Source organism: Bradyrhizobium sp. SZCCHNR1015, assembly GCF_032489875.1.
Taxonomy (GTDB): domain Bacteria; phylum Pseudomonadota; class Alphaproteobacteria; order Rhizobiales; family Xanthobacteraceae; genus Bradyrhizobium.
Window position 1 is genome coordinate 62,220 of record NZ_JAUEYW010000008.1, and the last position, 22,522, is coordinate 84,741.

Annotated in this window: 21 protein-coding genes; 9 read left to right on the plus strand and 12 right to left on the minus strand. The window is 65.0% G+C overall.

The genetic code is table 11. The annotated features are described in order from the left end of the window. Nucleotides 1-319 precede the first annotated feature (319 nt). Nucleotides 320-2,074, plus strand: a complete 1,755-nt coding sequence (locus QX128_RS15190; protein ID WP_315803111.1) for an ATP-binding protein — start codon at nt 320-322, stop codon at nt 2,072-2,074. Nucleotides 2,075-2,232: 158 nt separating this feature from the next. Continuing rightward, on the plus strand, nt 2,233-2,817 hold the full coding sequence (locus QX128_RS15195) for a peroxidase-related enzyme (RefSeq protein ID WP_316237843.1): 585 nt from the start codon (nt 2,233-2,235) through the stop codon (nt 2,815-2,817). 5 nt (nt 2,818-2,822) lie between these two features. Here QX128_RS15195 and QX128_RS15200 read toward each other — a convergent pair whose 3' ends face one another. Continuing rightward, nucleotides 2,823-3,449, minus strand: a complete 627-nt coding sequence (locus tag QX128_RS15200; protein WP_315803109.1) for a ParB-like protein — start codon at nt 3,447-3,449, stop codon at nt 2,823-2,825. A 239-nt stretch (nt 3,450-3,688) separates the two neighbouring features. Here QX128_RS15200 and QX128_RS15205 point away from each other — a divergent pair, with 239 nt between their 5' ends. From QX128_RS15205 to QX128_RS15235, 7 genes are all read left to right on the plus strand, one after another. After that, nucleotides 3,689-4,039 (plus strand): hypothetical protein, encoded by a 351-nt coding sequence (locus QX128_RS15205; protein WP_315803108.1) that lies wholly within the window; start codon nt 3,689-3,691, stop codon nt 4,037-4,039. A gap of 217 nt (nt 4,040-4,256) precedes the next feature. Then, entirely contained in the window at nt 4,257-4,538 is a 282-nt protein-coding gene (locus tag QX128_RS15210) for an acyl carrier protein (RefSeq protein ID WP_006609130.1), read from the plus strand. Between the two features lie 9 nt (nt 4,539-4,547). Beyond that, the gene (locus tag QX128_RS15215; RefSeq protein ID WP_315803107.1) at nt 4,548-5,018 is read left to right on the plus strand and encodes a 3-hydroxyacyl-ACP dehydratase FabZ family protein; all 471 of its coding nucleotides are present in this window, start codon (nt 4,548-4,550) and stop codon (nt 5,016-5,018) included. Beyond that, nucleotides 5,015-6,220, plus strand: coding sequence for a beta-ketoacyl-ACP synthase (locus QX128_RS15220; protein ID WP_315803106.1), 1,206 nt, complete (start codon nt 5,015-5,017; stop codon nt 6,218-6,220). Before QX128_RS15215 ends, QX128_RS15220 begins: the two co-directional genes overlap by 4 nt. A 38-nt stretch (nt 6,221-6,258) precedes the next feature. Then, nucleotides 6,259-7,533 (plus strand): beta-ketoacyl-ACP synthase, encoded by a 1,275-nt coding sequence (locus tag QX128_RS15225; protein ID WP_409997940.1) that lies wholly within the window; start codon nt 6,259-6,261, stop codon nt 7,531-7,533. 16 nt (nt 7,534-7,549) lie between these two features. Continuing rightward, the gene (locus QX128_RS15230) at nt 7,550-8,482 is read left to right on the plus strand and encodes a lipid A biosynthesis lauroyl acyltransferase (protein WP_315803105.1); all 933 of its coding nucleotides are present in this window, start codon (nt 7,550-7,552) and stop codon (nt 8,480-8,482) included. 158 nt (nt 8,483-8,640) lie between these two features. After that, nucleotides 8,641-9,018: a VOC family protein gene (locus tag QX128_RS15235; RefSeq protein ID WP_315803104.1), complete on the plus strand. Its 378-nt coding sequence runs from the start codon at nt 8,641-8,643 to the stop codon at nt 9,016-9,018. A 102-nt stretch (nt 9,019-9,120) separates the two neighbouring features. Here QX128_RS15235 and QX128_RS15240 read toward each other — a convergent pair whose 3' ends face one another. The 11 genes from QX128_RS15240 to QX128_RS15290 all read right to left on the minus strand — a co-directional run bounded on the left by QX128_RS15240 (nt 9,121) and on the right by QX128_RS15290 (nt 22,467). Beyond that, nucleotides 9,121-10,227, minus strand: coding sequence for a polyamine ABC transporter substrate-binding protein (locus tag QX128_RS15240; protein ID WP_315803103.1), 1,107 nt, complete (start codon nt 10,225-10,227; stop codon nt 9,121-9,123). Between the two features lie 12 nt (nt 10,228-10,239). Then, a complete protein-coding gene (locus QX128_RS15245; RefSeq protein ID WP_315803102.1) occupies nt 10,240-11,403 on the minus strand; it encodes an aminotransferase in 1,164 nt (387 codons plus the stop codon). Between the two features lie 9 nt (nt 11,404-11,412). Then, a complete protein-coding gene (locus QX128_RS15250; RefSeq protein ID WP_315714496.1) occupies nt 11,413-11,742 on the minus strand; it encodes a rhodanese-like domain-containing protein in 330 nt (109 codons plus the stop codon). A 108-nt stretch (nt 11,743-11,850) separates the two neighbouring features. Further along, complete coding sequence (locus QX128_RS15255) at nt 11,851-13,773, minus strand: potassium transporter Kup (protein ID WP_316216235.1); 1,923 nt, start codon at nt 13,771-13,773, stop codon at nt 11,851-11,853. A 151-nt stretch (nt 13,774-13,924) separates the two neighbouring features. Then, nucleotides 13,925-15,823: a potassium transporter Kup gene (locus QX128_RS15260; protein ID WP_315803100.1), complete on the minus strand. Its 1,899-nt coding sequence runs from the start codon at nt 15,821-15,823 to the stop codon at nt 13,925-13,927. Between the two features lie 280 nt (nt 15,824-16,103). Next, nucleotides 16,104-16,934, minus strand: a complete 831-nt coding sequence (locus QX128_RS15265; RefSeq protein WP_315803099.1) for a flagellar motor protein MotB — start codon at nt 16,932-16,934, stop codon at nt 16,104-16,106. Between the two features lie 36 nt (nt 16,935-16,970). Then, complete coding sequence (locus QX128_RS15270) at nt 16,971-17,744, minus strand: motility protein A (protein ID WP_315714499.1); 774 nt, start codon at nt 17,742-17,744, stop codon at nt 16,971-16,973. 164 nt (nt 17,745-17,908) lie between these two features. Next, the gene (locus QX128_RS15275) at nt 17,909-18,271 is read right to left on the minus strand and encodes an Hpt domain-containing protein (RefSeq protein WP_315803098.1); all 363 of its coding nucleotides are present in this window, start codon (nt 18,269-18,271) and stop codon (nt 17,909-17,911) included. After that, nucleotides 18,268-20,457 carry a hybrid sensor histidine kinase/response regulator gene (locus QX128_RS15280; protein WP_316237844.1) on the minus strand — a complete coding sequence of 730 codons (2,190 nt, stop codon included), beginning with the start codon at nt 20,455-20,457 and terminating at the stop codon, nt 18,268-18,270. The genes QX128_RS15275 and QX128_RS15280 overlap by 4 nt, the downstream gene beginning before the upstream one ends. Nucleotides 20,458-20,746: 289 nt before the next feature. Beyond that, nucleotides 20,747-21,466 (minus strand): RraA family protein, encoded by a 720-nt coding sequence (locus QX128_RS15285; RefSeq protein WP_316237845.1) that lies wholly within the window; start codon nt 21,464-21,466, stop codon nt 20,747-20,749. A 110-nt stretch (nt 21,467-21,576) separates the two neighbouring features. Further along, nucleotides 21,577-22,467 (minus strand): phosphatidylcholine/phosphatidylserine synthase, encoded by an 891-nt coding sequence (locus QX128_RS15290; RefSeq protein WP_315803095.1) that lies wholly within the window; start codon nt 22,465-22,467, stop codon nt 21,577-21,579. Between the last annotated feature and the right edge of the window lie 55 nt (nt 22,468-22,522).

The window sequence follows — 22,522 nt, forward strand, 5'->3', positions numbered from 1 at the left end:
CGGCTTTCGGATCGGTGCGGCAACCCATCCAGGTTGCTTTCAGGGTCGGGGCGTCCAGCGCCGAAGAGCCCTGAAGGAAGAGCCTTGGAGATGGTGAACCGGACGTTAACCCGAACGGCTCGCGCAACGCTTTAGGGAAGGATGCAGAAATCCTTACACTCCAAAGTGTTAGGCCCCATTGAGGAGGCGCGATCGCAACGCTCCGCGCGACCCTCCGACGGCCGGACCGGGCGCCGGCGCGTTCACAAACATTGCCCGCTTAACAAATTTTCCAGTCCCAGCAGAGAAGGTGTCAGCTCAACAATTCACCACAGGTTTCATGACCGTGACATCCTTCGGACGCGTGATCTCGGTGCGGGGCTCCCAGGCCCGCGTCGGCATTCTGTCGAAACAGCAGATGAACGTCTCCGATATCCGCGCGACAGTCGGCCGTTTCATCAGCATTCGCTGCCCGAGCGCCACGATCATTGCGATCATCACCGAGGTGACCAGCGAGGACCTCTCGCATGCCAGCGAATACGTCGCGACGGCGTCGGTAGACCTGCTCGGCGAGATTCTCGGGCCGGCCGAACGGCCCAAGTTCCAACGCGGCGTCACCCACTACCCGACCATCGGCGACGCCGTCGACATGATCACGAGCGAGGAGCTGCGCACGATCTACACGCCGACCGCCGGCGACCACATCGACATCGGCGCGCTGCAGCAGGACACCTCCGTGCGCGCCTGTGTCAATGTCGAGGAAATGCTGTCGAAGCATTTCGCGGTGCTTGGATCGACCGGCGTGGGCAAATCGACCGGCGTGTCGCTGCTGCTCAACGAGATCCTGAAGGCGCGGCCGAACCTGCGCATCTTCCTGCTCGACGTCCACAACGAATACGGCCGCTGCTTTGGTGAAAAGGCGCTGGTGCTGAACCCGCGCAACCTGAAGCTGCCGTTCTGGCTGTTCAATTTCGAGGAGATCGTCGACGTCCTGTTCGGCGGCCGGCCCGGCGTGCCGGAAGAGCTCGACATCCTGGCCGAAGTGATCCCGCTGGCGAAGGGCATCTACACCCAGTACCAGAACACGGACCGCATCGGGCTCAAGCGCGTCGACCCCAAGATGGTCGGCTACACCGTCGATACGCCGGTGCCCTACCGCCTCGTCGACCTGATCAACCTGATCGACGAGCGGATGGGCAAGCTCGAGAACCGCTCCTCGCGCATCATCTATCACAAGCTGATCTCGCGCATCGAGACCGTACGCAACGACCCGCGCTACGCCTTCATGTTCGACAACGCCAATGTCGGCGGCGACACCATGGCCGAGGTCATCAGCCACCTGTTCCGCCTGCCCGCCAACGGCCGGCCGATGACGGTGATGCAGCTCGCCGGCTTCCCGGCCGAGGTTGTCGATTCCGTCGTGTCGGTGGTGTGCCGCATGGCGTTCGATTTCGGGCTGTGGAGCGACGGCGTCTCGCCGCTGCTGTTCGTCTGCGAGGAGGCCCACCGCTACGCCTCCGCCGACCGCTCGATCGGCTTCGGCCCGACCCGCAAGGCGATCTCGCGCATTGCCAAGGAAGGCCGCAAATACGGCGTCTATCTCGGCCTGATCACCCAGCGGCCGGCCGAGCTCGACGCCACCATCATCTCCCAGTGCAACACGCTGTTCACGATGCGCCTCGCCAACGAGCGCGACCAGTCGCTGCTGCGCTCGGCGGTGTCGGACGCCGCCGCCAACCTGCTCTCCTTCGTCCCCTCGCTCGGCACCCGCGAGGTGCTGGCGTTCGGCGAAGGCGTCGCGCTGCCGACCCGGCTGCGCTTCAAGGAGGTGCCGCTGCATCAATTGCCGCGCAGCGAGGCGACGATCGCCACCGTCCGCTCGGTGAATGCCGGACACGACATGCATTTCGTCAGTGCCGTGCTGGAGCGCTGGCGCGGAGCGACCTCGAGCCGGGACGCCTCGAGCGGCGACGGCGGCGCCGGCAACCTCGGGGATCGAGGAAGTATGTCCGCATCGCTGGACGCGCCAATGCTGCAGCCCTCGATGGGCCTCGATCCGGACCGCTTCTCCCTGTTGAAGAAGCCGCTGCGCTAAACACGGCGGCCGCCGCTCTCAAATCCCGGTCGACGACGCCCCGAGGAGGCGTTGCGGGCACGTCGCCAAAAGCAAGGTGGTGGGCTGAGCTGGACCGTTGCGCCTGCGCGGCGATCGACTAAGGTTCGCCCCCTGCCACGCACGCCGGACCCGTTGCCATGACGCAAGCTCCCATCAGCCGCTTTCCCGTTCCCGCAATCGACGCCTTGCCGGACGACATCCGCACCCGGCTGCTCGGCGTGCAGGAGAAGAGCGGCTTCGTGCCCAACGTGTTCCTGACACTCGCGCACCGGCCGGACGAGTTCCGCGCGTTCTTTGCGTATCACGACGCGCTGATTGAGAAGGACGGCGGGCTGACCAAGGCCGAGCGCGAGATGATCGTGGTGGCGACCTCGAGCGCCAACCAGTGCCAGTATTGCGTCATCGCGCATGGCGCGATCCTGCGCATCCGCGCCAAGAGTCCCCTGATCGCCGACCAGATCGCGATCAACTACCGCAAGGCCGACATCACGCCGCGGCAGCGGGCGATGCTCGATTTCGCGATGAAGGTGGCGCTCGAGGCGCAGACCGTCGGGGACGCCGATTTCAAGGCGCTGGCCGGCCACGGTTTCAGCGACGACGACATCTGGGACATCGCCGCAATCGCGGCATTCTTCGCGCTGTCGAACCGGATGGCGAATGTCACAGGCATGCGGCCCAACGACGAGTTCTACCTGATGGGGCGGCTGCCGAAGACCAAGTGAGACGATCAGTCGTCCGACGCCGGCCCGCACCAGCCGGGCAGATAGACCGCGTCGTGGCTCTTTGCGGCCGCCAGCGCGTGCTCCATGGCGGCGGCGAAATGGGTCTCGACCGTCTTGCGCTTGACCTTGCGGCGCAGGAAGTCGGCCCATAGGAACTCGCTGAACGGCGTCGTGTCCTTGGCAAAGCCGCCGGCGCGGCGCAGCTCACCGGCCAGGCTGCGGAACGGATCGTCCTTCAGATTCGCGACGGTCTTCGGCAGGTCCTTGAAATGCCGCCGCACGCCCTTGGCGTCGTAAGGATAGACCCAGCGCTTGTTGTCCATCACGCCCCAGAACGCCTCCCGATCGACCATCGAGAGGTCGCCGATCACCGTGACCAGCACATCCTTGACGCCCTCATCATGGAGCGCGCGGGCGAGGTGATGGTGGTCGACGACGTAGTGCCGCTCGTCGGGACCGAGCACCACCGGGATCATGTGCTTGCCGAGCAGCTCGGCCTGCTTCTTCTTCGACTTGTGCTCGCGCCAGCGCTCGCGCTTCTCCTTCACCTCGCGCATGCCGACGGTCATCTGGGTCGGGCGCAGCGACAGGATCGGCACGGGATGAAGCAGCGGCTCGCGGGTATTGGCCATGGCTGGGCTTCCAGGGGGATGATCAGCATTATGCCACGCCTGCCGAGCCGTTCCAGCGCATCTTCCCCGAGCTGCGACGCCGTTCGGACCGACCGCGGCAGGTTCCAATCACCCGCGGAGCAGGCGCCGACTGGATGCATCCGAGGAGGGAGATGTTTTGCTGATGCAGCTCAATTATGGCAAAGTTTCTTTGTGAGAGGTTGGGCCCGCGTGCTAAAAAGGACCATCGGAGTCGAGGCATGAAGTCCCAGCGCCCCATTGCAGCGGAGGAAGAGCATCGCGTGGTGCCGTTCCGGCCGCGCAGCAGTCCGGTGCGGCGCGCGGCCGAGGGCGGCAGTCCGCCGATTCAGCTGCACCGGCGCGAGCAGCCGACACTCGATCTCTCCCGGTATGAGCAGCCGCGTGAGGAGCCCGATGACTTCCGTCACCGCATCCTGGCCAACATCGCCGCCATCGCCTTCACGGTCGCGTTGACCGCGATCGGCATCTGGCTGGCGATGAGCATTGCCGACCTGCGCAAGACCCAGGACTGCCTGCTGACCGGACGGCGCGACTGCGCCCGCATCATCACCGAGACCTACACGCCCTGATCCCCTGCTGGACGCGGCTGCCGCGGCCGGCGGGGCATCACAATCCCGCCACAACCGCCGTGTCCGGCTCCATTGAACTCACCGCGTCGCTCCGATATACGGGCACACGACTCCCCGGGCGACGGGGGTAAAAGGGCTCGCATCAGACGCCCCCGGGGGCGCGGTGTCCTCCCGTCGCCACCTACCGGATTAGCTCCAAAATATCAAAGGCTTAGTGATGTCCTCAACATTCGATCAGGTCGCCACGATCATCGCTGAAACCTGCGACATCCCGCGCGACACGATCACGCCGGATAGCCACGCCATCGACGATCTGGGCATCGACAGCCTCGATTTCCTCGACATCGCGTTTGCGATCGACAAGGCCTTCGGGATCAAGCTGCCACTCGAGAAGTGGACGCAGGAAGTCAACGACGGCAAAGCCAGCACCGAGCAGTATTTCGTGCTGAAGAACCTGTGCGCCCGCATCGACGAGCTGGTCGCCGCCAAGGGCGCGTGAGCGCCTGCCATGCAGATCGAATACTTCCTGCTCATCGACCGCATTCTCGATCTTCGGCTGGACGAGAAGGCCATCACCGTCGAAGCCAAGGTCCCCACCGAAAGCACGATCTTCGAAGGACATTTCCCGGGCTATCCGATCATGCCCGGCGTTCTCCTGATCGAATCGATGGCGCAGACATCGGGCTGGCTGCTGCTCGCGCTCATGAAGTTCGAGCGGATGCCGTTCCTCGCCGCGGTCAAGGAGGCCAAGATGCGCGGCTTCGTGTCGCCGGGTGAGGTGCTGACCGTCGAGGCCAACGTGCTGCACGAGGGCTCCGGCTATGCCATGACCGAAGCGCGCGTGAAGGTCGGCGGCAAGCTACGCTCGAACGCGACGATCACCTTCAGCCACGTCCCCTTCCCCAATCCGGAGCTGCGCGGACACATGGACGCCGTCGCCGAGCGCGTCGGCTTTCCGCAACAGGTCCTACAGCGATGAGTGAGACGACAGCCGTGACCTCCGAGCCCGTCGAAGTCTGGATCACCGGTATCGGCCTTGCGACCTCGCTCGGCGAGGGACTCGATGCGAACTGGGAGGCCCTCAACGCCGGCCAGATCAACGTCGACGAGCAGGGTTTTGCACCCTACATCGTGCATCCCTGGGCCAAGGTGAATCTGGAAGCGCAGATCCCGAAGAAGGAGCAGCGCCAGATGGAGGCGTGGCAGCGCATCGGCACCTATGCCGCCGGGCTTGCGCTGGATTCCGCCGGCCTCAAGGGCAACAAGGACATCCTGTCCCGGATGGACATGATCGTGGCCGCGGGCGGCGGCGAGCGCGACATCTCCGTCGACACAGCGATCCTCAACGCGGAGGCCCAGGGCAATTGCACGCCTGGCTTCCTGAACGACCGGCTGATGAGCGACCTGCGCCCGACCCTGTTCCTGGCGCAGTTGTCCAACCTGCTCGCCGGCAACATCGCGATCTCGCACGGCGTCTGCGGCACCTCGCGCACCTTCATGGGCGAGGAGGTTGCGGGCGTCGACGCGTTCAAGATCGCCTTGGCCCGCATCGCCGGCCGCCAGAGCGACATCGCGCTGGTCGGCGGCTCGCACAATGGCGAGCGCAAGGATCTGCTCGTGCTGTACGAGTTCGGCGACTACAATCTGAAGAACGAATTCAAGCCGGTCTGGTCCCGCAAGGACCATCCGGGCTTCGCGCTCGGATCGGCCGGCGCGTTCCTGGTGCTGGAATCCAAGCCGCATGCCGAAGCCCGCGGCGCCAAGCCGCTGGCGCGGCTCAGCAAGGTCGTCGCCGACCGCGCCCGCCGCAAGGAGGCAGGCGCGGTGACCGGAACGCTAGACCGTCTATGGTCGGCGCTCGACGTCCACGAGGCCCCCGGCGCCATCATCACGGGCGCGACCGGTGCGGAGCCGGTGACCTCGGAGGAGCGCGCCTTCCTCGACCATCACAAGGCGTTCGCGGTGCGCTCGAGCGGGACCCGCTTCGGCCACACGATGGAAGCGCATTTCGCGCTTGGTCTGGCGCTTGCCGCACTTTCGATCTCGCGCGGCGCCCTGTTCGCACCGGGCGACGCCTCGGGTGTGGAGGCAGAGATGAAGGAGGCTCCGACCCAGATCGTGGTGGTCGGCGCCGGCCACTACCGCGGCGAAGGCATGGCCTTGGTCGAAGCAGTCAAGTGAACACGGTACGGCCTTAAGAAGACGCGACGGGGGACATCATGAGTGTACGCGACAAGTTTGGACGCCCCATCGTGGTCGTGACCGGGATGGGCATCGTCACCTCCCTTGGGGCCGGCAAGTCCGATAATTGGAACAAGCTCGTGGCCGGCGAGTCCGGCATCCGCACCATCACGCGCTTTCCGATCGACGGCTTGAAGACGACCATGGCCGGCACGGTCGATTTCGTCCCCGTGGCGCCGTTCACGTCGACGGGCCTGTCCGAGCGGCTCGGCCACATGGCCGTCGAGGAAGCCATCGCGCAGGCTGGAATCGGCAGCAAGGGCGACTTCCCGGGCCCGCTGTTTCTCGCCGTGGCGCCCGTCGAGATCGAGTGGCCGCAGCGCCTGGAGCTCGCGCATGAGGTTGGCGGCACTCAGTTCACCTATGACGACCTGCTGAAGGTCTGCGGCGGCGGCAAGTTCGTCAACTATCACCACCGCTTCCTGTTCGGCTCCGTCGCCGATTCGCTGTCCGACACCTTCGGCACCAAGGGCTCGCCGATCTCGCTGTCGACTGCCTGCGCCTCCGGCGCGACCGCGATCCAGCTCGGCGTCGAAGCCATCCGGCGCGGTGAGACTGACGTCGCGCTATGCGCCGCCACCGAAGGCTCGGTCAATCCGGAAGGGCTCGTGCGCTTCTCGCTGCTGTCGGCGCTGTCGACCCAGAACGACCCGCCGCAGGCCGCCTCCAAGCCGTTCTCCAAGAACCGCGATGGTTTCGTGATGGCCGAGGGCGCCGGAGCGCTGGTGCTGGAAAGCTACGACGCGGCCGTGGCGCGCGGCGCCAAGATCCTCGGTGTCGTCGCCGGCTGCGGCGAGCTGACCGACTCCTTCCACCGCACCCGCTCCTCGCCGGACGGCAAGCCGATCATCGGCTGCATCCGCAAGGCGCTCGCCGATGCCGGCATGGCGCCGGAGCAGATCGACCATATCAATGCCCACGGCACCGCCACGCCCGAGAACGACAAGATGGAATATGTCGGCGTCTCCGCCGTGTTCGGCGAGCACACCGGCAAGATCCCGGTGTCGTCGAACAAGTCGATGGTCGGCCACACCATCTCGGCGGCCGGCGCGGTCGAGGCGATCTTCTCGCTGCAGACGCTCGAGCATCAGCGTATTCCGCCGACCATCAACTACGACATTCCGGATCCCGCGATCCTGTTCGACGTCGTCGGCAACAAGGCCCGCGATGCGCGCGTCACCACCGTGATGTCGAATTCGTTCGGCTTCGGCGGCCAGAACGCCTCGCTGATCCTGACGCGCGAACCGGCCTGATCCGCCTGTCACATCGATGAGTCTCCTGCCCCTCCGGACCAAGCTCGTGATCCGCCGAGCCGTGAAGTCGGCCGGGGCGTCCGCCGTCGGCGCGCTGACGGTCGGCATGCTCAGGACCACGCGCTATTTCGATCCGCAGAAGACGGCCGACCGCTTCGCGCGCCTCGCGCAGTGGATCGGTCCGCGGCTGCGCGAGCAGCGCATCGGCCGCGACAATCTCACGGCGGCCTTTCCGGAGAAATCGCCCGAGGAGATCGAGAAAATCCTCGCCGGCGTGTGGGACAATCTCGGCCGCGTCGGCGCCGAGTTCGCCCATCTCGACAAGATCTGGGATTACGACGAGGCTCATCCGGAGCGCAGCCGGATCGAGCTGTCGCCGCGCACCCATGAGCTGTTTCATCAGCTCCGTCTCGACGGCAAGCCGGCGCTGATCTTTGCCAGCCACCTCGCCAATTGGGAGATGCCGGCGCTGGCGGCGGTCGCCCATAAGCTCGATACGGCGATCCTCTATCGCCGGCCCAACATCGCCGCCGCCGACCGCATCATCCAGGAGATACGGCAGGTCAAGATGGGCACACTGGTCCCGGCCGGCCGCGACGCGCCGCTGCGGCTGGCACAGGCGCTGAAGAACGGCCAGCACGTTGCCATGCTGGTCGATCAGTACCTGACCGGTGGCGTCGAGGTCACCTTCTTCGGCCGCAAGACCCGCGCCAATCCGATGCTGGCCCGTCTGTTACGCCAGGTCGAATGCCCCGTGCACGGCGTCCGCATCATCCGCCTTCCCGGCAACCGCTTCCGCGCCGAAGTCTCGGAGGAGGTGAAGCCGGTCCGGACGGCCGATGGTCAGATCGACATCCAGGGCACGACACAGGCGATCACCGACGTCGTCGAGAGCTGGGTCCGCGAATATCCCGAGCAATGGCTCTGGCTGCATCGGCGCTGGCGGTAGCCCGCGCCCGGACAAACTCCGCTGCGGGGAAGCAGCGCTGCAGCACCACTTACCGCTGACGGGCCGTTCAAAGAAAACGCTTACCTCATCCATCGACGCTCGCTACCTTGGTCGCGTATCCGACGGCTGTTCGGAAGCTGCAGGGAGGACAAGCGCGAATGTTTTCGCATGTGATGATCGGCACCAACGACCTCGACAAGGCCAAGGCCTTCTACGACAAGCTGCTGGGAACGCTCGGCGTGAGGCCGGCACGGGTCGACGGCCACCGCATCTTCTACATCACGCCGACCGGCATTTTCGGGGTGTCGAAGCCGATCAACGGTGAGCCGGCCACGCACGCCAATGGCGGCACGATCGGCTTTGCCTGCAACTCACCTGAGCAGGCAGACGCCTGGCATGCAGCCGGGCTCGAAGCCGGCGGCACCAGCTGCGAAAATCCGCCCGGCGTTCGTGAAGGCTCCGCCGGCAAACTCTATCTGGCATATCTGCGCGACCTCGACGGCAACAAGCTCTGCGCGATGCATCGGCTGGGGTAATCCCGCGGAGTCATTGCGAGGAGCAACGCGACGAAGCAATCCAGATCTTCTTCTCAGCCCTGGATTGCTTCGCAGCGTTCGCAATGCCGGCAGCAGCGCAGGCTACCGCCCGGTCTTCACCTTCGTCCAGAGCCGGTTGATGACGCGCTGCGTCGCGGGCTCGCGGGCGGTGATGACGAACAGCTTCTTCAGCGTCGTCTCATCCGGATAGATGTTCTTGTCGCCAAAGATTTTTGGATCGATCAGCTTCTGGCTCGCCAGGTTGCCGTTGGCATAGGACAGGAAGTCGGAGTTCTTGGCCGCGACCTCGGGCCGGTAGAGATAATTGATCAGCGCATAGGCTTCGGCCACGTGCGGAGCGTCAGTGGGAATCGCAAAATTGTCGAAGAACATCTGCGCGCCCTCTTTCGGGATTGCGTAGCCGATCTCGACGCCGTTCTTTGCTTCTTCCGCGCGGCTGCGCGCCTGCATGATATCGCCGGACCAGCCGACGACGAGGCAGATCTCGCCGGTGGCGAGCGCGCTTAAGTATTCCGACGAATGAAACTTGCGCACGGATGGTGCGACCTTGCCGACCACCTCGGCCGCCTTCTCCAGATCGGCCTGCCTGGTCGAGTTCGGGTCGAGGCCAAGATAGTTCAGCGCCGCCGGAAAGATGTCGTCGGCGGAATCCAGCATGTGGACGCCGCAGTCCTTGAACTTGGCGAGGTTCTCCGGCTTGAACACCATGTCCCAGCTGTCGATCCGCGCGCCGGGCCCCAGGATCTTCTCGACCGCCTTGACGTTGTAGCCGATCCCGGTCGTGCCCCACATGTAGTTGGCGGCGAACTGATTGCCGGGGTCGTAGGTGGCCAGACGCTCGGTCACGACGGGCCACGCATTGACGAGATTGGGCAGCTTCGACTTGTCGAGCGGCTGGAAGATCTTGGCCTTGATCTGGCGCTGCAGGAAGTACGCGGTCGGCACCACGACGTCGTAGCCGGATTTGCCGGCGAGCAGCCGCGTCTCCAGGGTCTCGTTGGCGTCGAATGTGTCGTAGACCACCTTGATGCCGGTCTCCTTGGTGAAGTCGTCAAGGACACCGGGCGCCATGTAGTTCGACCAGTTGTAGAAGTTGACGACGCGCTCCTCTGCGCGACCGGCCGCCCCCGTGAGCGTCAGCGCCGCGACAGCCAGCGCCAGAGCCGAACCCATGCAGCCGCGCGTCATCACTCGTCTCTCCTAGCGCCGGTGGATGGCGTCCGAGAGGCGCTCCAGCGCCGTATCCAGGGTTGCGTCCTTCTTGGCGAAGCAGAACCGCACCACCGACGTCACGGCATCCGTCTCGTAGAACGCCGACACCGGGATGGCGGCCACCTTGTAGTCGTTGACGATGCGGCGGCAGAACTGCTCGTCGGTCTCGTTGAGGCCGAGCGGCGAAAGGTCGACGGTCAGGAAGTAGGTCCCCTGCGCCTTCAGCACGGGAAAGCCCAGGCTCTCGAGACCGGCCGTGAGCCGGTCGCGGCTGCGCGCGAGCTCGCTGCGCATGTTGATGAAGTAGTCGTCCGACTTGCCGAGGCCGTAGGCGACCGCGACCTGCAGATTCGGTGCCGTCGTGAAGGTCAGGAATTGATGCACCTTGGCGGCGACGCGCAGCAGATGCGGCGCGGCGCAGACGAAGCCGATCTTCCAGCCCGTCAGCGAGAAGATCTTGCCGGCCGAGCCGACCTTGATGGTGCGGTCGCGCATGCCGGGAATGGTGATCAGCGGGATGTGCGCGCGGCCGTCGAACACGACGTGCTCCCAGACCTCGTCGCAGATCGCGACCGCGTCGAACTCCTGGCAGAAGCGCGCCAGCAGCTCGAGATCCTCGCGCGGGTAGACCACCGCGGCCGGGTTGAGCGGGTTGTTGAACAGCACCGCCTTGGTCTTTGGCGAGAACGCCTGCCGCAGCATCTCCTCCGACAGCCGCCAGTGCGGCGGCTCCAGACGGACGAGGCGCGGAATGCCGCCGGCCTGGCGGATGATCGGCAAGTATGAATCATAGACCGGCTGGAAGCAGATCACCTCGTCGCCCGGCTCCACCACCGACAGGATCGCCGACGTCAGCGCCTCGGTGCCGCCGGAGGTGACCATGACCTCGCTCATCGGATCGAGATCGAGCTTGTGCCAGTGCTTGTAGTGCGCGGCAATGGCCTGGCGCAGCTCCGGCAGGCCCATCATCGACGGATACTGGTTGTAGCCGTTGAGGACCGCGTCGGCCGCGGCACGGCGGATATCCTCCGGACCCGGATCGTCGGGAAAGCCCTGCCCCAGATTGATCGCGTCGTTGTCGCGCGCGAGCTGCGACATCTGCTCGAAAATGGTGACGGGCAGGTCGGCAAAGACCTTGTTCTGCGAGATCATGATCGCCTGTCAGCCGCCAGTCCTGGTCGGCAGGCCAGCCGCCTTCCAGCCGAGCATACCGCCCTGGAGATGCTTGTCGTAGGGCAGACCGGCGGCCTGCGCGGCCAGCGAGGCCGTGACCGAGCGCTTGCCGGAGCGGCAGGCGAACACGACGTCCTTGCCTTGCGGATCCGGGATCAGCTTCGGGTCGAAGCCCGACAGCGGAACGACGACGCCGTCGGGATAGGCTTCCGCAGAAACTTCATTCGGCTCGCGCACGTCAACCAGAAGAATTCGCCCTTCCGCGATCCCCTGGGCCACGTCCTGCGGGGTCAAATCGTGCACAACAGCCACGCCCATCCTCCAAGCCTTCAGCAGGGCCATATCGGCCCCAATCCGGTCGCCAAACTCACCCCAGACGCACCGAAAATCAAGCGCTTCGGCACGCTGAGGAGACGGGTCTCGAGCTCAGATCGTAACCTGGGTGCCGACCTCCACCACCCGTCCGCTCGGGATCTGAAAATAGTCGGTCGCGTCGTTGGCGGAGCGGCTCATCGAGATGAACAGGTGATCCTGCCAGCGCGGCATGCCTGAATGCGCAGCCGGCTTCAGCGCACGTCGCGACAGGAAGAACGAGGTCGACATGATGTCGAACTGCCAGCCGAGCTTGCGCGCGATCGCAAGTGCCCGCGGCACGTTGGGCGATTCCATGAAGCCGAAGCGCAACGTCACCTTGGAAAACGTCGGACTGATCTGCTCGAGGCGAACCCGTTCGGACGGCTCGATGCGCGGCGTCGGCGCGGTCTCGATCGTCAGGATGACGTTCTTTTCGTGCAGCACCTTGTAGTGCTTGAGGCTGTGCATCAGCGCGGTCGGCGCGCTCAAGGGATCGCTGGTCAGGAACACGGCCGTGCCGGCCACCCGTTGTGGCGGACGCTTCTCAAGCATGGTCACGAGATCGGCGAGCGGGAATTCGAGCTTGCGCGACTTGTCGAACAAGAGCCGGCTGCCGCGCCGCCACGTGTACATCAGCGTCATCACGAAGCCGCCCAGCGCCAGCGGCACCCAGCCGCCTTCGAACACCTTCAGGAGGTTCGCCGCCAGGAAGGTCAGATCCAGGAACAGGAACGGCGCGATCAGGGCGGCCGCCGCAATCGGCGACCATCGCCAGACCTTCCAGATCACGACGAAGCCCATCATGGCGGTGACGACCATGGTGCCGGTGACCGAGATGCCGTAGGCCGAGGCGAGCGCGCTCGATGACTTGAACATCAGCACCAGCAGCATGACCGAGATCAGCAGCAGCTTGTTGATGCGCGGAATGTAGATCTGGCCCGAATGCGCCTCGGAGGTGTGGCGGATCTCGAAGCGTGGCAGCAGGCCGAGCTGAATCGCCTGACGCGTCAGCGAATAGGCACCGGTAATGACGGCCTGGCTCGCGATGACGGTCGCCATGGTGGCGAGCGCGACCATCGGGATCAGCGCCCAGTCCGGAAACATCAGGAAGAAGGGGTTCTCGATCGCCTTCGCGTCGGCGATCACCAGCGCGCCCTGCCCCAGATAGTTCAGCGCCAGCGACGGCAGCACGATGAACAGCCAGGCGGTTTGGATCGGCCGCTTGCCGAAATGGCCGAGGTCGGCATACAGCGCCTCCGCGCCGGTGACGGCCAGAAACACCGCGCCGAGCGTGATGAAGCCGATGATGCCGTGATGCAGCATGAAGGTCACGGCATTCAGCGGGTTGATCGCCCACAGCACCTCGGGATGGCGCAGGATCGGCGGCAGCGCCGCGATGCCGATCACCAGGAACCAGATCAGCATGATCGGGCCGAAGAACGCAGCAACCTTGGCCGTTCCGCGCGCCTGGACAGCGAACAGCGCGACCAGAATCACGACGGTCAACGGCACGACGTAGGGCTCGAACGCCGCCGTGACCAGCTTGATGCCCTCGATCGCCGACAGCACGGACAGAGCCGGCGTGATCACCGCATCGCCATAGAACAGCGCGCCCGAGATGATGCCGAGCAGCACGATGATGCTGGCGCCGCGCGCGACTCCGCGCTGGGCGAGCGCCATCAGCGCCAGGGTGCCGCCCTCGCCGTGGTTGTCGGCGCGCAGCAGGATCACGACGTATTTGAGGGTCACGACGACGATGAGAGCCCACAGGATGAGCGAGATCACCCCCATCACGGCGTGAGGCGCAGGCTCGCCGCTGCTGCTCGCAGCCAAGACCGCTTCACGCAACGCGTACAGCGGGCTGGTGCCGATGTCGCCATAGACGACACCGATGCTTCCCAGTGTCAGCGCCGCGAAGCTCGCCGTGGAATGGGCGTTGCCATGCCCGTTGGTCGCCGGCGCTTCCGCGGGCGTAGCTGCGACGTCGACTGTCATGGGGTAGCCCCCTCGAGGACTCGTTAATGCTTCACTGCACAACGCGGCAGAGCGCGCGGCTTATAGCGGCAGCGCGTTACGACGGACCCGTCGGGAATGCGCCTCAGCCATGCATTTAAGCATGCACGAGCCGTCAGGGAAGTCCAGCCGATCAAATCGTTACCTGGGTACCTACTTCGACGACCCTGCCCGTGGGAATCTGGAAATAGTCCGTGGCGTCGTTGGCCGACCGGCTCAGACCGATGAAGAGATGGTCCTGCCAGGTCGGCATGCCCGACTGGGACGATGGCTTCAACGAGCGGCGCGAGACGAAGAACGACGTCGACATGATGTCGAACTGCCAGCCGAGCTTGCGCGCCACCGCGAGCGCGCGCGGCACGTTCGGGGATTCCATGAATCCGAAGCGCAGCCGCACCTTGGAAAACTTCTCGCTGATCTTCTCCATGCGCACGCGCTCCGAGACATCGACCCGCGGCGTCTGCGCGGTCTCGATGGTCAGGATCACGTTGTGCTCGTGCAGCACCTTGTTGTGCTTGAGATTGTGCAGCAATGCGGTCGGCACCGAGGTCGGGTCGCTGGTGAGAAACACCGCCGTGCCCTTGACGATGTGAGGAGGCCTCTTCTCCAGGCTGGTGATCAGGTCATCCAGCGGAACCTCGATCTTGCGCGTCTTGAGCACCAGGATCGCCGAACCACGCCGCCAGGTCCAGATCGTCACGACCATCGCGGCACCGAACAGCAGCGGAACCCAGGCTCCTTCGAGCAGCTTCAGCAGGTTGGCGCTGAAGAAGGTCATGTCGACGATGACGAAAGGAGCGATCACGGCGGCCGCCACGGCCGCGCGCAAGTTCCACAGCTTCCAGATCACCACGAAGCCCATGATGCCGTCGGCGACCATGGTGGTGGACACTGCGATGCCATAGGCGGAGGCGAGATTGCTCGAGGTCCGGAACAGCAGCACCAGCAGCAGCACGCCGATCAGCAGCAACCGGTTGACCCGCGGCAGATAGATCTGGCCGGCATGGCTCTCGGACGTATAGCGCACCTCGAAACGCGGCAGCAGGCCGAGCTGGACCGCCTGGCTGACCAGCGAATAGGCGCCCGTGATCACGGCCTGGCTCGCGATGACGGTCGCGGCGGTGGCCAGCACCACCAGCGGCAGCAGCAGCAGTTCGGGCACCATCCGGTAGAACGAATTCTCGATCGCGGCGGGATCGGACAGCACCAGTGCGCCCTGCCCGAAATAGTTGATCAGCAGCGCCGGAAGCACGAAGAACAGCCAGGCCGACTGGATCGGCTTGCGGCCGAAATGACCGAGATCCGCATAGAGTGCCTCGCCGCCGGTGACCGCGAGGAACACCGCGCCCAGGGTGACCAGGCCGATCGTGCCGTGCGAGAGCAGGAACTGCACCGCATAATAGGGATTGATCGCCGCGAGCACGGAGGGGTCGTCGCGGATGTGGACGAGTCCCATCACGGCGAGGGTGGTGAACCATGTGACCATGACCGGGCCGAAGGCGGAGGCGACGCGCGCCGTCCCCTTGCTCTGGACCGCGAACAGTACGACCAGGATGAACACGGTCAGCGGCACGACGTAGTGCTCGAGCGCGGGCGCCGCGAGCTTGAGACCTTCGACCGCCGACAACACCGAAATCGCCGGCGTAATCATCGAGTCTCCGATGAACATCGAAGCGCCGATCACGCCCAGCGACATCAGGAACAGGCTGCGCCGACCCAAGGCCCGCTGTCCGAGCGCCATCAGCGACAGCGTTCCGCCCTCGCCGTTGTTGTCGGCGCGGAGCAGCAGCAGGACGTATTTGGCCGTCACCACGATGAACAGCGACCAGAGGATCAGCGAGAGCACCCCGAGCACGATGATCCGCGACACCGGCTGCCCCTGAGCGGCGCCGTGCGCGGCCTCGCGAAAGGCGTAGAGGGGCGAGGTGCCGATGTCTCCGAACACCACGCCGATGCTGCCTAGCGTCAGCCCCCAGAACCCCGACGTGCTCGCGGTGTCCTGTCCTTCGGTCGATGTCGCGCTGGCCGTCATGTTGCTCGGAACGCATCTTCCCTGTTTGGCCCGGCGCGTGTGAACGTAGACCGTTCGCAGGTCAAGTCTCTAGCGTAAGCAGACCGCTGTTCCCAGGTCGCAACCAAACGGCATGGCAGACACGGATGTCGCATGCCGCATCGCGGCAAGTGCCTTTAGCCCAGGCATCCTGAGGCAGATGTCGGATCTACCCCCGGCGAATCAAGTGCCCGCTGATGCTCTTCGTTGCCGTTCGCAAGCCGCCATGCGGCATTATGATGCGGCAAGCGAAGCATCCCGGCTACGGCTTCAGATCGGGCGGCAATGGCGGGTCTTCCCGCATCAGGGTGATCGTCACGCGGCGGTTGGCTGCCAGCGACGGGTCGTCGGGAAACAGCGGCTGGGTGTCCGCCTTGCCGGAGACGGCATAGATGTGGCTCGCCGGCAGCCCTTCCCGCTCCAGGATCTGGCGCACCGCATTGGCGCGGTCCGCCGACAGGTCGAAGCCGCCATAGTCGCTGCGGGCGGGAACGAAGCCGGCGGCCGTGTGCCCGGTGATCTGGACCCGAAGCGGGGTCGCCTTGAGCGGGGCAGCCAGCTTCTCGATCAGGCGTCGCGTGCGGTCGAACGGCACCTTCGAGCCATCAGCGAACATCGACCGCCCGTCCTGGTCGACGATCTCCAAGTTGAGACCCTGCTTGGTCTCTTCGAACATGATGTGCTTGGAGATCTCGGTCATCTCCGGCATGTCCTGCAGCGCCTGGCGCAGCGAGGCGGACGCCAGCGCGAACTGGCGATCGATCTTCAGCTTGGCGCCATTGGTATGCTGGCGCTCCTCCTGCTCGGGGCTCGGCTCGCGCGCGGTCTCCTCCGGCGAGATGTGGGCGGCGTTCTTGAGCTTCGGCCGGGTCGGCAGGCCGTCGGATTCCACGATGCCCGAATAGCGCGACTCGGTCTGCACGCCGAAGGCGTCGCGCATCGAGCCTGCGACGACCTTCAGCTTGGCGTTGTCCATGGTCGAGAACGCGACCAGCATCACGAAGAAGCTGACCAGAAGTCCCATCAGGTCGGCAAAGGTCACGAACCAGCCGTGACCGCCGCCATGCGCATCGCCCCTCTTCTTCTTGGCCATTGCCTACCCCACCCCGGATCGCCCCGCCGCAGCCGATCAGGCCGGCACGGGCTCGCCTTCGGCGTGGCGATGCTTCTCCGGCAGATAGGCCAGGAGCATTTCGCGGACCAGGGCGGGACTCTTGGAGTCGCGGATCATCAGGATTCCGTCGATGATCAGCGTCCGGTTGGTTTCCTCGTCCAGCAGCTTGCCATGCAGCTTGTCGGCGATCGGCAGACAGATCAGGTTCGACACCAGCGCGCCGTACAGGGTCGCGAGCAGCGCGGTCGCCATGAACGGGCCGAGCTTCGAGGGGTCGGTCATGTTGGCGAACATCTGCACCATGCCGATCAGCGTGCCGACCATGCCGAACGCCGGGGCGCAGTCGCCGATGGCGCGATAGATCTTGCTGCCTTCGTCCAGATGCATCAGGAAATTGTCGCGGTCACGCTCGAGATTGTCGCGGATGAATTCGAGGTCGTAGCCGTCGGCCACGTATCGGATTCCCTTGGCGAGGAACGGCTCGTCGGTCTCGACCTTTTCCAGGCCGACCGGGCCCTGCTTGCGCGCGATCTCGGCGATGCGGGCGAGCTCGTCGACGAGCTCGCGGGCCGACAGGCGGCTCATGGTGAAGGCGTACTTCATTCCAAGCGGAACACCGTGCAGCATGACGCCCAGCGGGAAGCGAATCATGGTGGCTGCGATCGAACCGCCGAAGATGATGATTGCGGCGTGCTCGCTGACGAACATCTCGAGATCGCCGCCCAGCAGCATCATCGTCGCGATGACGATCACGCCAGCCACGAGCCCCGCACTCGTCATAATATCCATGAGTCAACTCCACCGCGTACGCAAACCACGGACCCTGCCGGACCGACGCGGTGCTTCTGGACCGCATGTCACGACACTAAATGTCCGCCATTAAGGACGAGTTACTGAATTCGGTAGGCATAATGAAAGGTAAACAGCAGCGCCGCAGACGACGCCGACCTCGCTCAAGCGACCGACGATCCGGACTTGAGCAGGTTCGCCGCGGCGAAGACGGCTGACTGATCGAATGATCGCTGCATCTTGTGGACCATCTCCAGCATCTGCGCCGGCTCCATCGTCGCCGATCCCACCTCGAGTTCGCGCGACAGGCGCGACAGCGCCGAGAAACCGAACGTCGCCGACGAGCTCTTGATCGAATGCGCCTCGCGCCTGAGTTCGAGGCGATCCTCGAACTTGGCCGCAAGCGTGCCGAACTTTCCGGACGTGTCGTCGAGGAACGTGCGCAGGACCTCCAGCGCATCCTCCTCGCCGAGCTCGGAGACCAGGATTTGATAGACGGATTCGTCGAATTGCACCCAGTCGGTCATGCGACAAGCCTTTCCTTGTGTGTAGCAGCGGCCGCGCGAAGCAGAGCGGCATTCAGTCGATCGCGCGTGACCGGCTTGGTCACGAAGTCGTTCATGCCGGCGTCGGTGCACGCCAGATGATCCTGGCTGGTGGCGTTGGCCGTCAGAGCGACGATGTAGATGTCCTGCGCGGGCGGCGGCAGCGAACGGATCATCCGCGTCGCCGTGAGCCCGTCCATCTCGGGCATCATCATGTCCATGAGCACGAGGTCGTAAGGCTGCTTCTGCACGGCTGCGATCGCCTGCGTGCCGTTCTCGACGATGTCGTAGCCGTGACCAAGCTTGTCCAGGAGCTTTTTGATGACGAACTGATTGGTCAGATTGTCCTCGGCAACGAGGATCTTCAGCGGCGCGAGGCTGCCCGGACGTTCCTCGGCGATCGTCTCGCCGACCGGCACGATGGTCGCCTCGGGCGCGCTCACCTGCTCGACGTCCGGCTGCGGCTGGACCTGGATCGAGAAGGTGAAAGTGCTGCCCTCGCCCACCTTGCTCTGCACCTTGATGTCGCCGCCCATGCAGGTGACGAGGCGCTTGCAGATCGCGAGCCCCAGACCGGTGCCGCCGAAGCGGCGCGAGATGGAATTGTCGACCTGCGAGAACTGCTTGAACAGCCGGCTGACGGCGTCTGCGGGAATGCCGACGCCGGTATCGGCGACCGAGAACACCAGCGTCAGGTTCGGCCCGGCAAGGTTCTCGGCACGCACATCGATATGGACGCCGCCCGATTCGGTGAATTTGAGCGCATTGCCGACCAGGTTGAACAGCACCTGGCGCAGCCGCGCGGGATCGCCGACCACGTAGTTCGGCACGTCCGGCGCGATCGACGTCGTCAGTTGCAGGCCCTTTTCCCTGGCGCGGGACACCAGCAACTCGGCGGTCGCCGTCACCGACCGGTGCAGGTCGAACTCGATGTGCTCGATCTCCAGACGATCGGCATCGAGCTTGGAGAAATCGAGGACATCGTTGAGCAGTTGCAGCAGGTAATCGGCCGACTCGCGCAAGGTTGTCGCGATCTTGCGCTGCTCCGGCGCGAGGTCCGCCGACAGCAAGAGATCGGCAAGGCCGATGACGCCGTTCATCGGCGTGCGGATCTCATGACTCATCATCGCCAGGAATTCGGAGCGCGCCCGCGTACCTGCCTCGGCGGCATCGCGTGAGGCGGCAAGTCCCGCCTGATAACGCGCAATCAGGATCGTGATGATGCCGATGACCACCGTCAGCAACGCCCCGACCAGCAGATCACGATCGCGGTTGAGCTTGAAGGCGCTGAAGATCTCCTCGGAGGCCTGACCGACGATGACCACCAGCGGCAGATCCTTGATGCGCTGGAACGAGTAGATGCGCGTGATGCCGTCGATCAGACTTTTGAAGGTGTAGAAGCCGCTGCTTCTGTGCTGAATGGCGCTCATCACCGGGCTGCTGGCGAGCGAGGATCCCACGCCCCCCGGACCGGCCGAGGCCCGTGCGCGCACGATGCCGTCGAGACCGAGGAGTGTGACATTGCCCTTCTTGCCGAGATCGACCGAATTGTAGAAGCTCGACAGATATTCGGGGTCGAGCGAGACCACCACCACGCCGCCGAACGAACCGTCCGGCATGATGATGCGGCGGGTCAACTGGATCGACCATTTGTTGGAGACACGGCCGAAGATCGGCTTGCTGATGAAGAGAAAATCGTCCTTGCCGTCGGCATGAACGCGGAAGTGCTCGCGGTCGCGCAGGTCGAGGCCGCGCATCTTCGGATCGATGTTGCTGGACAGCATGATGCCGTCCTTGCCGATCACGACGACCTGAAACGAGAAGTCGGACAGGAACTGGCTGTTCTTCGACCATAGCGACATGTCGAAGTTGTGCGGGTCCCTGGCATAGGAGTCGCGGACGTAGAGCAAGGTCTGATCTGCCGCGCGGATCGAGCGGATGATCTGCTCCTCGAACGCGCGGGCCAGATTGGCGCCGTTCTTCAGCGCCGACTGCTCGGTGCGCGTATACTCTTCGGAGATCGTGTAGAAGATGCCGGCCCACACCAGCGCGATCGCCGAGAGGCCGATCGCGGCACTGCCGAAATGTCCGATCAGCCGAACCATCCTGTCGACGGTCCGGTCGACCCGCCCGAACAACGGCCTCGATTTCGATATCAGCCTGCGCATGTCCTTCGCCCTCGGGCGACATGCCTATCGGGACGGGCTAGCCATCAGGTAAAGCTTGATGGATAAAATCTTCTCAACGAGCGACGGCCGCTTAACCTTCGGCGAGTCCCGGCCTGTTTGCGGGTAATTCGTCACCGCGTTCGACATCTTCGGCCGAAGCTCAGTCGTCACCCCGTAGTCATCCGGATGCGGTTGCAGCGTCGCAGTTCGGCGAGCGCCCCGCGCAAGGGCGGCGAGCCGCACCGTCGAGCGGCACGGCTCGCTCATTTGGACCGGAGCGAAGCGACGCTCAATGAATCTCCGCCGACCGCTTCAAGGCGGCCTTGAGCTTCTCGAGCGAGAAATCCGCAGACCGCGCGATGTCCAGGATCGGCGTTTCACGGCGCGCGCACAGCTCGGCCGCCTCGGGAAGCTTCGCGGCGATGTCGGCGGGGATGACGATCGCACCATGGCGATCGGAGTGGATCAGGTCGTCCGAGCGCACGGTCATCCCGGCGACGCGGACCTCGCCGCCGAAGCTCTCGGCATGCACCCACGCGTGCGACGGACCGATCGAGCCCGCCAGAGCCTGGAAGCCGGCAGCCCATTGCGGAATGTCGCGGATCGATCCATCCGTGATCACGCCGAGGCAGCCGAGCGCCTTGTGGACGTTGCTCTGCACCTCGCCCCAGAACGCGCCGTAGCCGATGTCGGGGCCATCGATATCCTGGATCACGACGATGCGCGGACCATGACCGGTGCCGACATATTCGTAGTAGTCGGTGCGCCGCCTCGCCTGCTCGTCCGCCGGCAGGCCCGACTTGACGACGGACCGGATCGTCGCCGTCCGCGCGTAGCCGACCATGGGCGGCAGGTCCGGGAACGGGCACACCAGCGGCTTGGTCGTGTAGCCGATCAGGCGGCGCTCGGGCGCCACGATCTCCATCGCGTTGCAGATGGTCGGCGTGTCATAGCGCGCGAGCGCCTCGAGGACGGAAGCAGCGAGGGGCGCGTCGGCAGTGCTTGTCACGGGCGTTTCTCCGGATGATGCGGACGGCATTCGCGGGCCGTCCTTGGCCATCCGGTATAACTGAGGCGCCGAAGCCGGCAAAGCGCGGGCTCGGTCGGGGCGCCCTGCGCTCAGTGCAGCCGTTCCGGCGGCCGCTGCCCCTGCTCCGCCGCCGGCACGCCGGTCGGCGCAAAAGCCGTCGTGGATGAAGACGAGGCGTGCGACGCTGCAGCCGCGGCACCAAGGACCGCGGCGTGCCGCGCCGCCTGCTGCCGATACAGCCGCCAGCCGAACGGAAGGCTCAGGATGTAGAGGATCGATCCGGCCGACAGGATGTGCCAGGGATAGACCACCAGCAGCGCGACGAAGAACACCACCGCGGCGAACACCGGCAGCACGAGTTCGGGCGAGACGCGCATCCGCGCGGTCTTGCCGGAGAACACCGGCAGCCGCGACACCATCAGGAAGGCGATCAGCAGCGTGTAGAACGCCGTCAGCAGCGCCGGCGGCCTCGGCAGGTCCAGGAACGCCAGATAGACGGGCAGCAGCACGGTGATGGCGCCGAGCGGGGCCGGCACGCCGGTGAAGAAATTGGCGGCGAAGGGCGGCTTGTTGGGATCGTCGATGCTGGCGTTGAAGCGCGCCAGCCGCAGCCCGCCGCTGATGGCGTACATCATGGCGGCGATCCAGCCGCCGTCGTGCAGCTCATGGAGCTGCCAGAAATACAGGATCAGGCCGGGCGCCACGCCGAAATTGACGAAGTCGGCCAGGCTGTCGAGCTCGGCGCCGAACTTCGACTGGCCCTTGATCATGCGGGCGATGCGACCGTCGATGCCGTCCAGGAAGGCGGCGAAGACGATGGCGCCGACGGCGAGCTCCATCCGCCCCTCGGTCGACAGCCGGATTGCGGTGAGGCCGGCGCAGATCGCCAGCAAGGTGATCATGTTCGGCACCAGCAGCCGCACCGGGATCGGGCGGAAACGGCGGCGGCGCAGTTCGGGAGAGTTCAGATCGAAGCTCATGATCACACCACGTGTGGTTTGTCCGGGACCTTGTGCCTGAACACGGCTCAAGGTC

Excerpts from the sequence above, each read along its gene's own strand:
- QX128_RS15190 (WP_315803111.1), top strand. The coding sequence starts at position 320 with ATGACCGTGACATCCTTCGGACGCGTGATCTCGGTGCGGGGCTCCCAG.
- QX128_RS15195 (WP_316237843.1), top strand. The coding sequence starts at position 2,233 with ATGACGCAAGCTCCCATCAGCCGCTTTCCCGTTCCCGCAATCGACGCC.
- QX128_RS15200 (WP_315803109.1), bottom strand. The coding sequence starts at position 3,449 with ATGGCCAATACCCGCGAGCCGCTGCTTCATCCCGTGCCGATCCTGTCG.
- QX128_RS15205 (WP_315803108.1), top strand. The coding sequence starts at position 3,689 with ATGAAGTCCCAGCGCCCCATTGCAGCGGAGGAAGAGCATCGCGTGGTG.
- QX128_RS15210 (WP_006609130.1), top strand. The coding sequence starts at position 4,257 with ATGTCCTCAACATTCGATCAGGTCGCCACGATCATCGCTGAAACCTGC.
- QX128_RS15215 (WP_315803107.1), top strand. The coding sequence starts at position 4,548 with ATGCAGATCGAATACTTCCTGCTCATCGACCGCATTCTCGATCTTCGG.
- QX128_RS15220 (WP_315803106.1), top strand. The coding sequence starts at position 5,015 with ATGAGTGAGACGACAGCCGTGACCTCCGAGCCCGTCGAAGTCTGGATC.
- QX128_RS15225 (WP_409997940.1), top strand. The coding sequence starts at position 6,259 with ATGAGTGTACGCGACAAGTTTGGACGCCCCATCGTGGTCGTGACCGGG.
- QX128_RS15230 (WP_315803105.1), top strand. The coding sequence starts at position 7,550 with ATGAGTCTCCTGCCCCTCCGGACCAAGCTCGTGATCCGCCGAGCCGTG.
- QX128_RS15235 (WP_315803104.1), top strand. The coding sequence starts at position 8,641 with ATGTTTTCGCATGTGATGATCGGCACCAACGACCTCGACAAGGCCAAG.
- QX128_RS15240 (WP_315803103.1), bottom strand. The coding sequence starts at position 10,227 with ATGACGCGCGGCTGCATGGGTTCGGCTCTGGCGCTGGCTGTCGCGGCG.
- QX128_RS15245 (WP_315803102.1), bottom strand. The coding sequence starts at position 11,403 with ATGATCTCGCAGAACAAGGTCTTTGCCGACCTGCCCGTCACCATTTTC.
- QX128_RS15250 (WP_315714496.1), bottom strand. The coding sequence starts at position 11,742 with ATGGGCGTGGCTGTTGTGCACGATTTGACCCCGCAGGACGTGGCCCAG.
- QX128_RS15255 (WP_316216235.1), bottom strand. The coding sequence starts at position 13,773 with ATGACAGTCGACGTCGCAGCTACGCCCGCGGAAGCGCCGGCGACCAAC.
- QX128_RS15260 (WP_315803100.1), bottom strand. The coding sequence starts at position 15,823 with ATGACGGCCAGCGCGACATCGACCGAAGGACAGGACACCGCGAGCACG.
- QX128_RS15265 (WP_315803099.1), bottom strand. The coding sequence starts at position 16,934 with ATGGCCAAGAAGAAGAGGGGCGATGCGCATGGCGGCGGTCACGGCTGG.
- QX128_RS15270 (WP_315714499.1), bottom strand. The coding sequence starts at position 17,744 with ATGGATATTATGACGAGTGCGGGGCTCGTGGCTGGCGTGATCGTCATC.
- QX128_RS15275 (WP_315803098.1), bottom strand. The coding sequence starts at position 18,271 with ATGACCGACTGGGTGCAATTCGACGAATCCGTCTATCAAATCCTGGTC.
- QX128_RS15280 (WP_316237844.1), bottom strand. The coding sequence starts at position 20,457 with ATGCGCAGGCTGATATCGAAATCGAGGCCGTTGTTCGGGCGGGTCGAC.
- QX128_RS15290 (WP_315803095.1), bottom strand. The coding sequence starts at position 22,467 with ATGAGCTTCGATCTGAACTCTCCCGAACTGCGCCGCCGCCGTTTCCGC.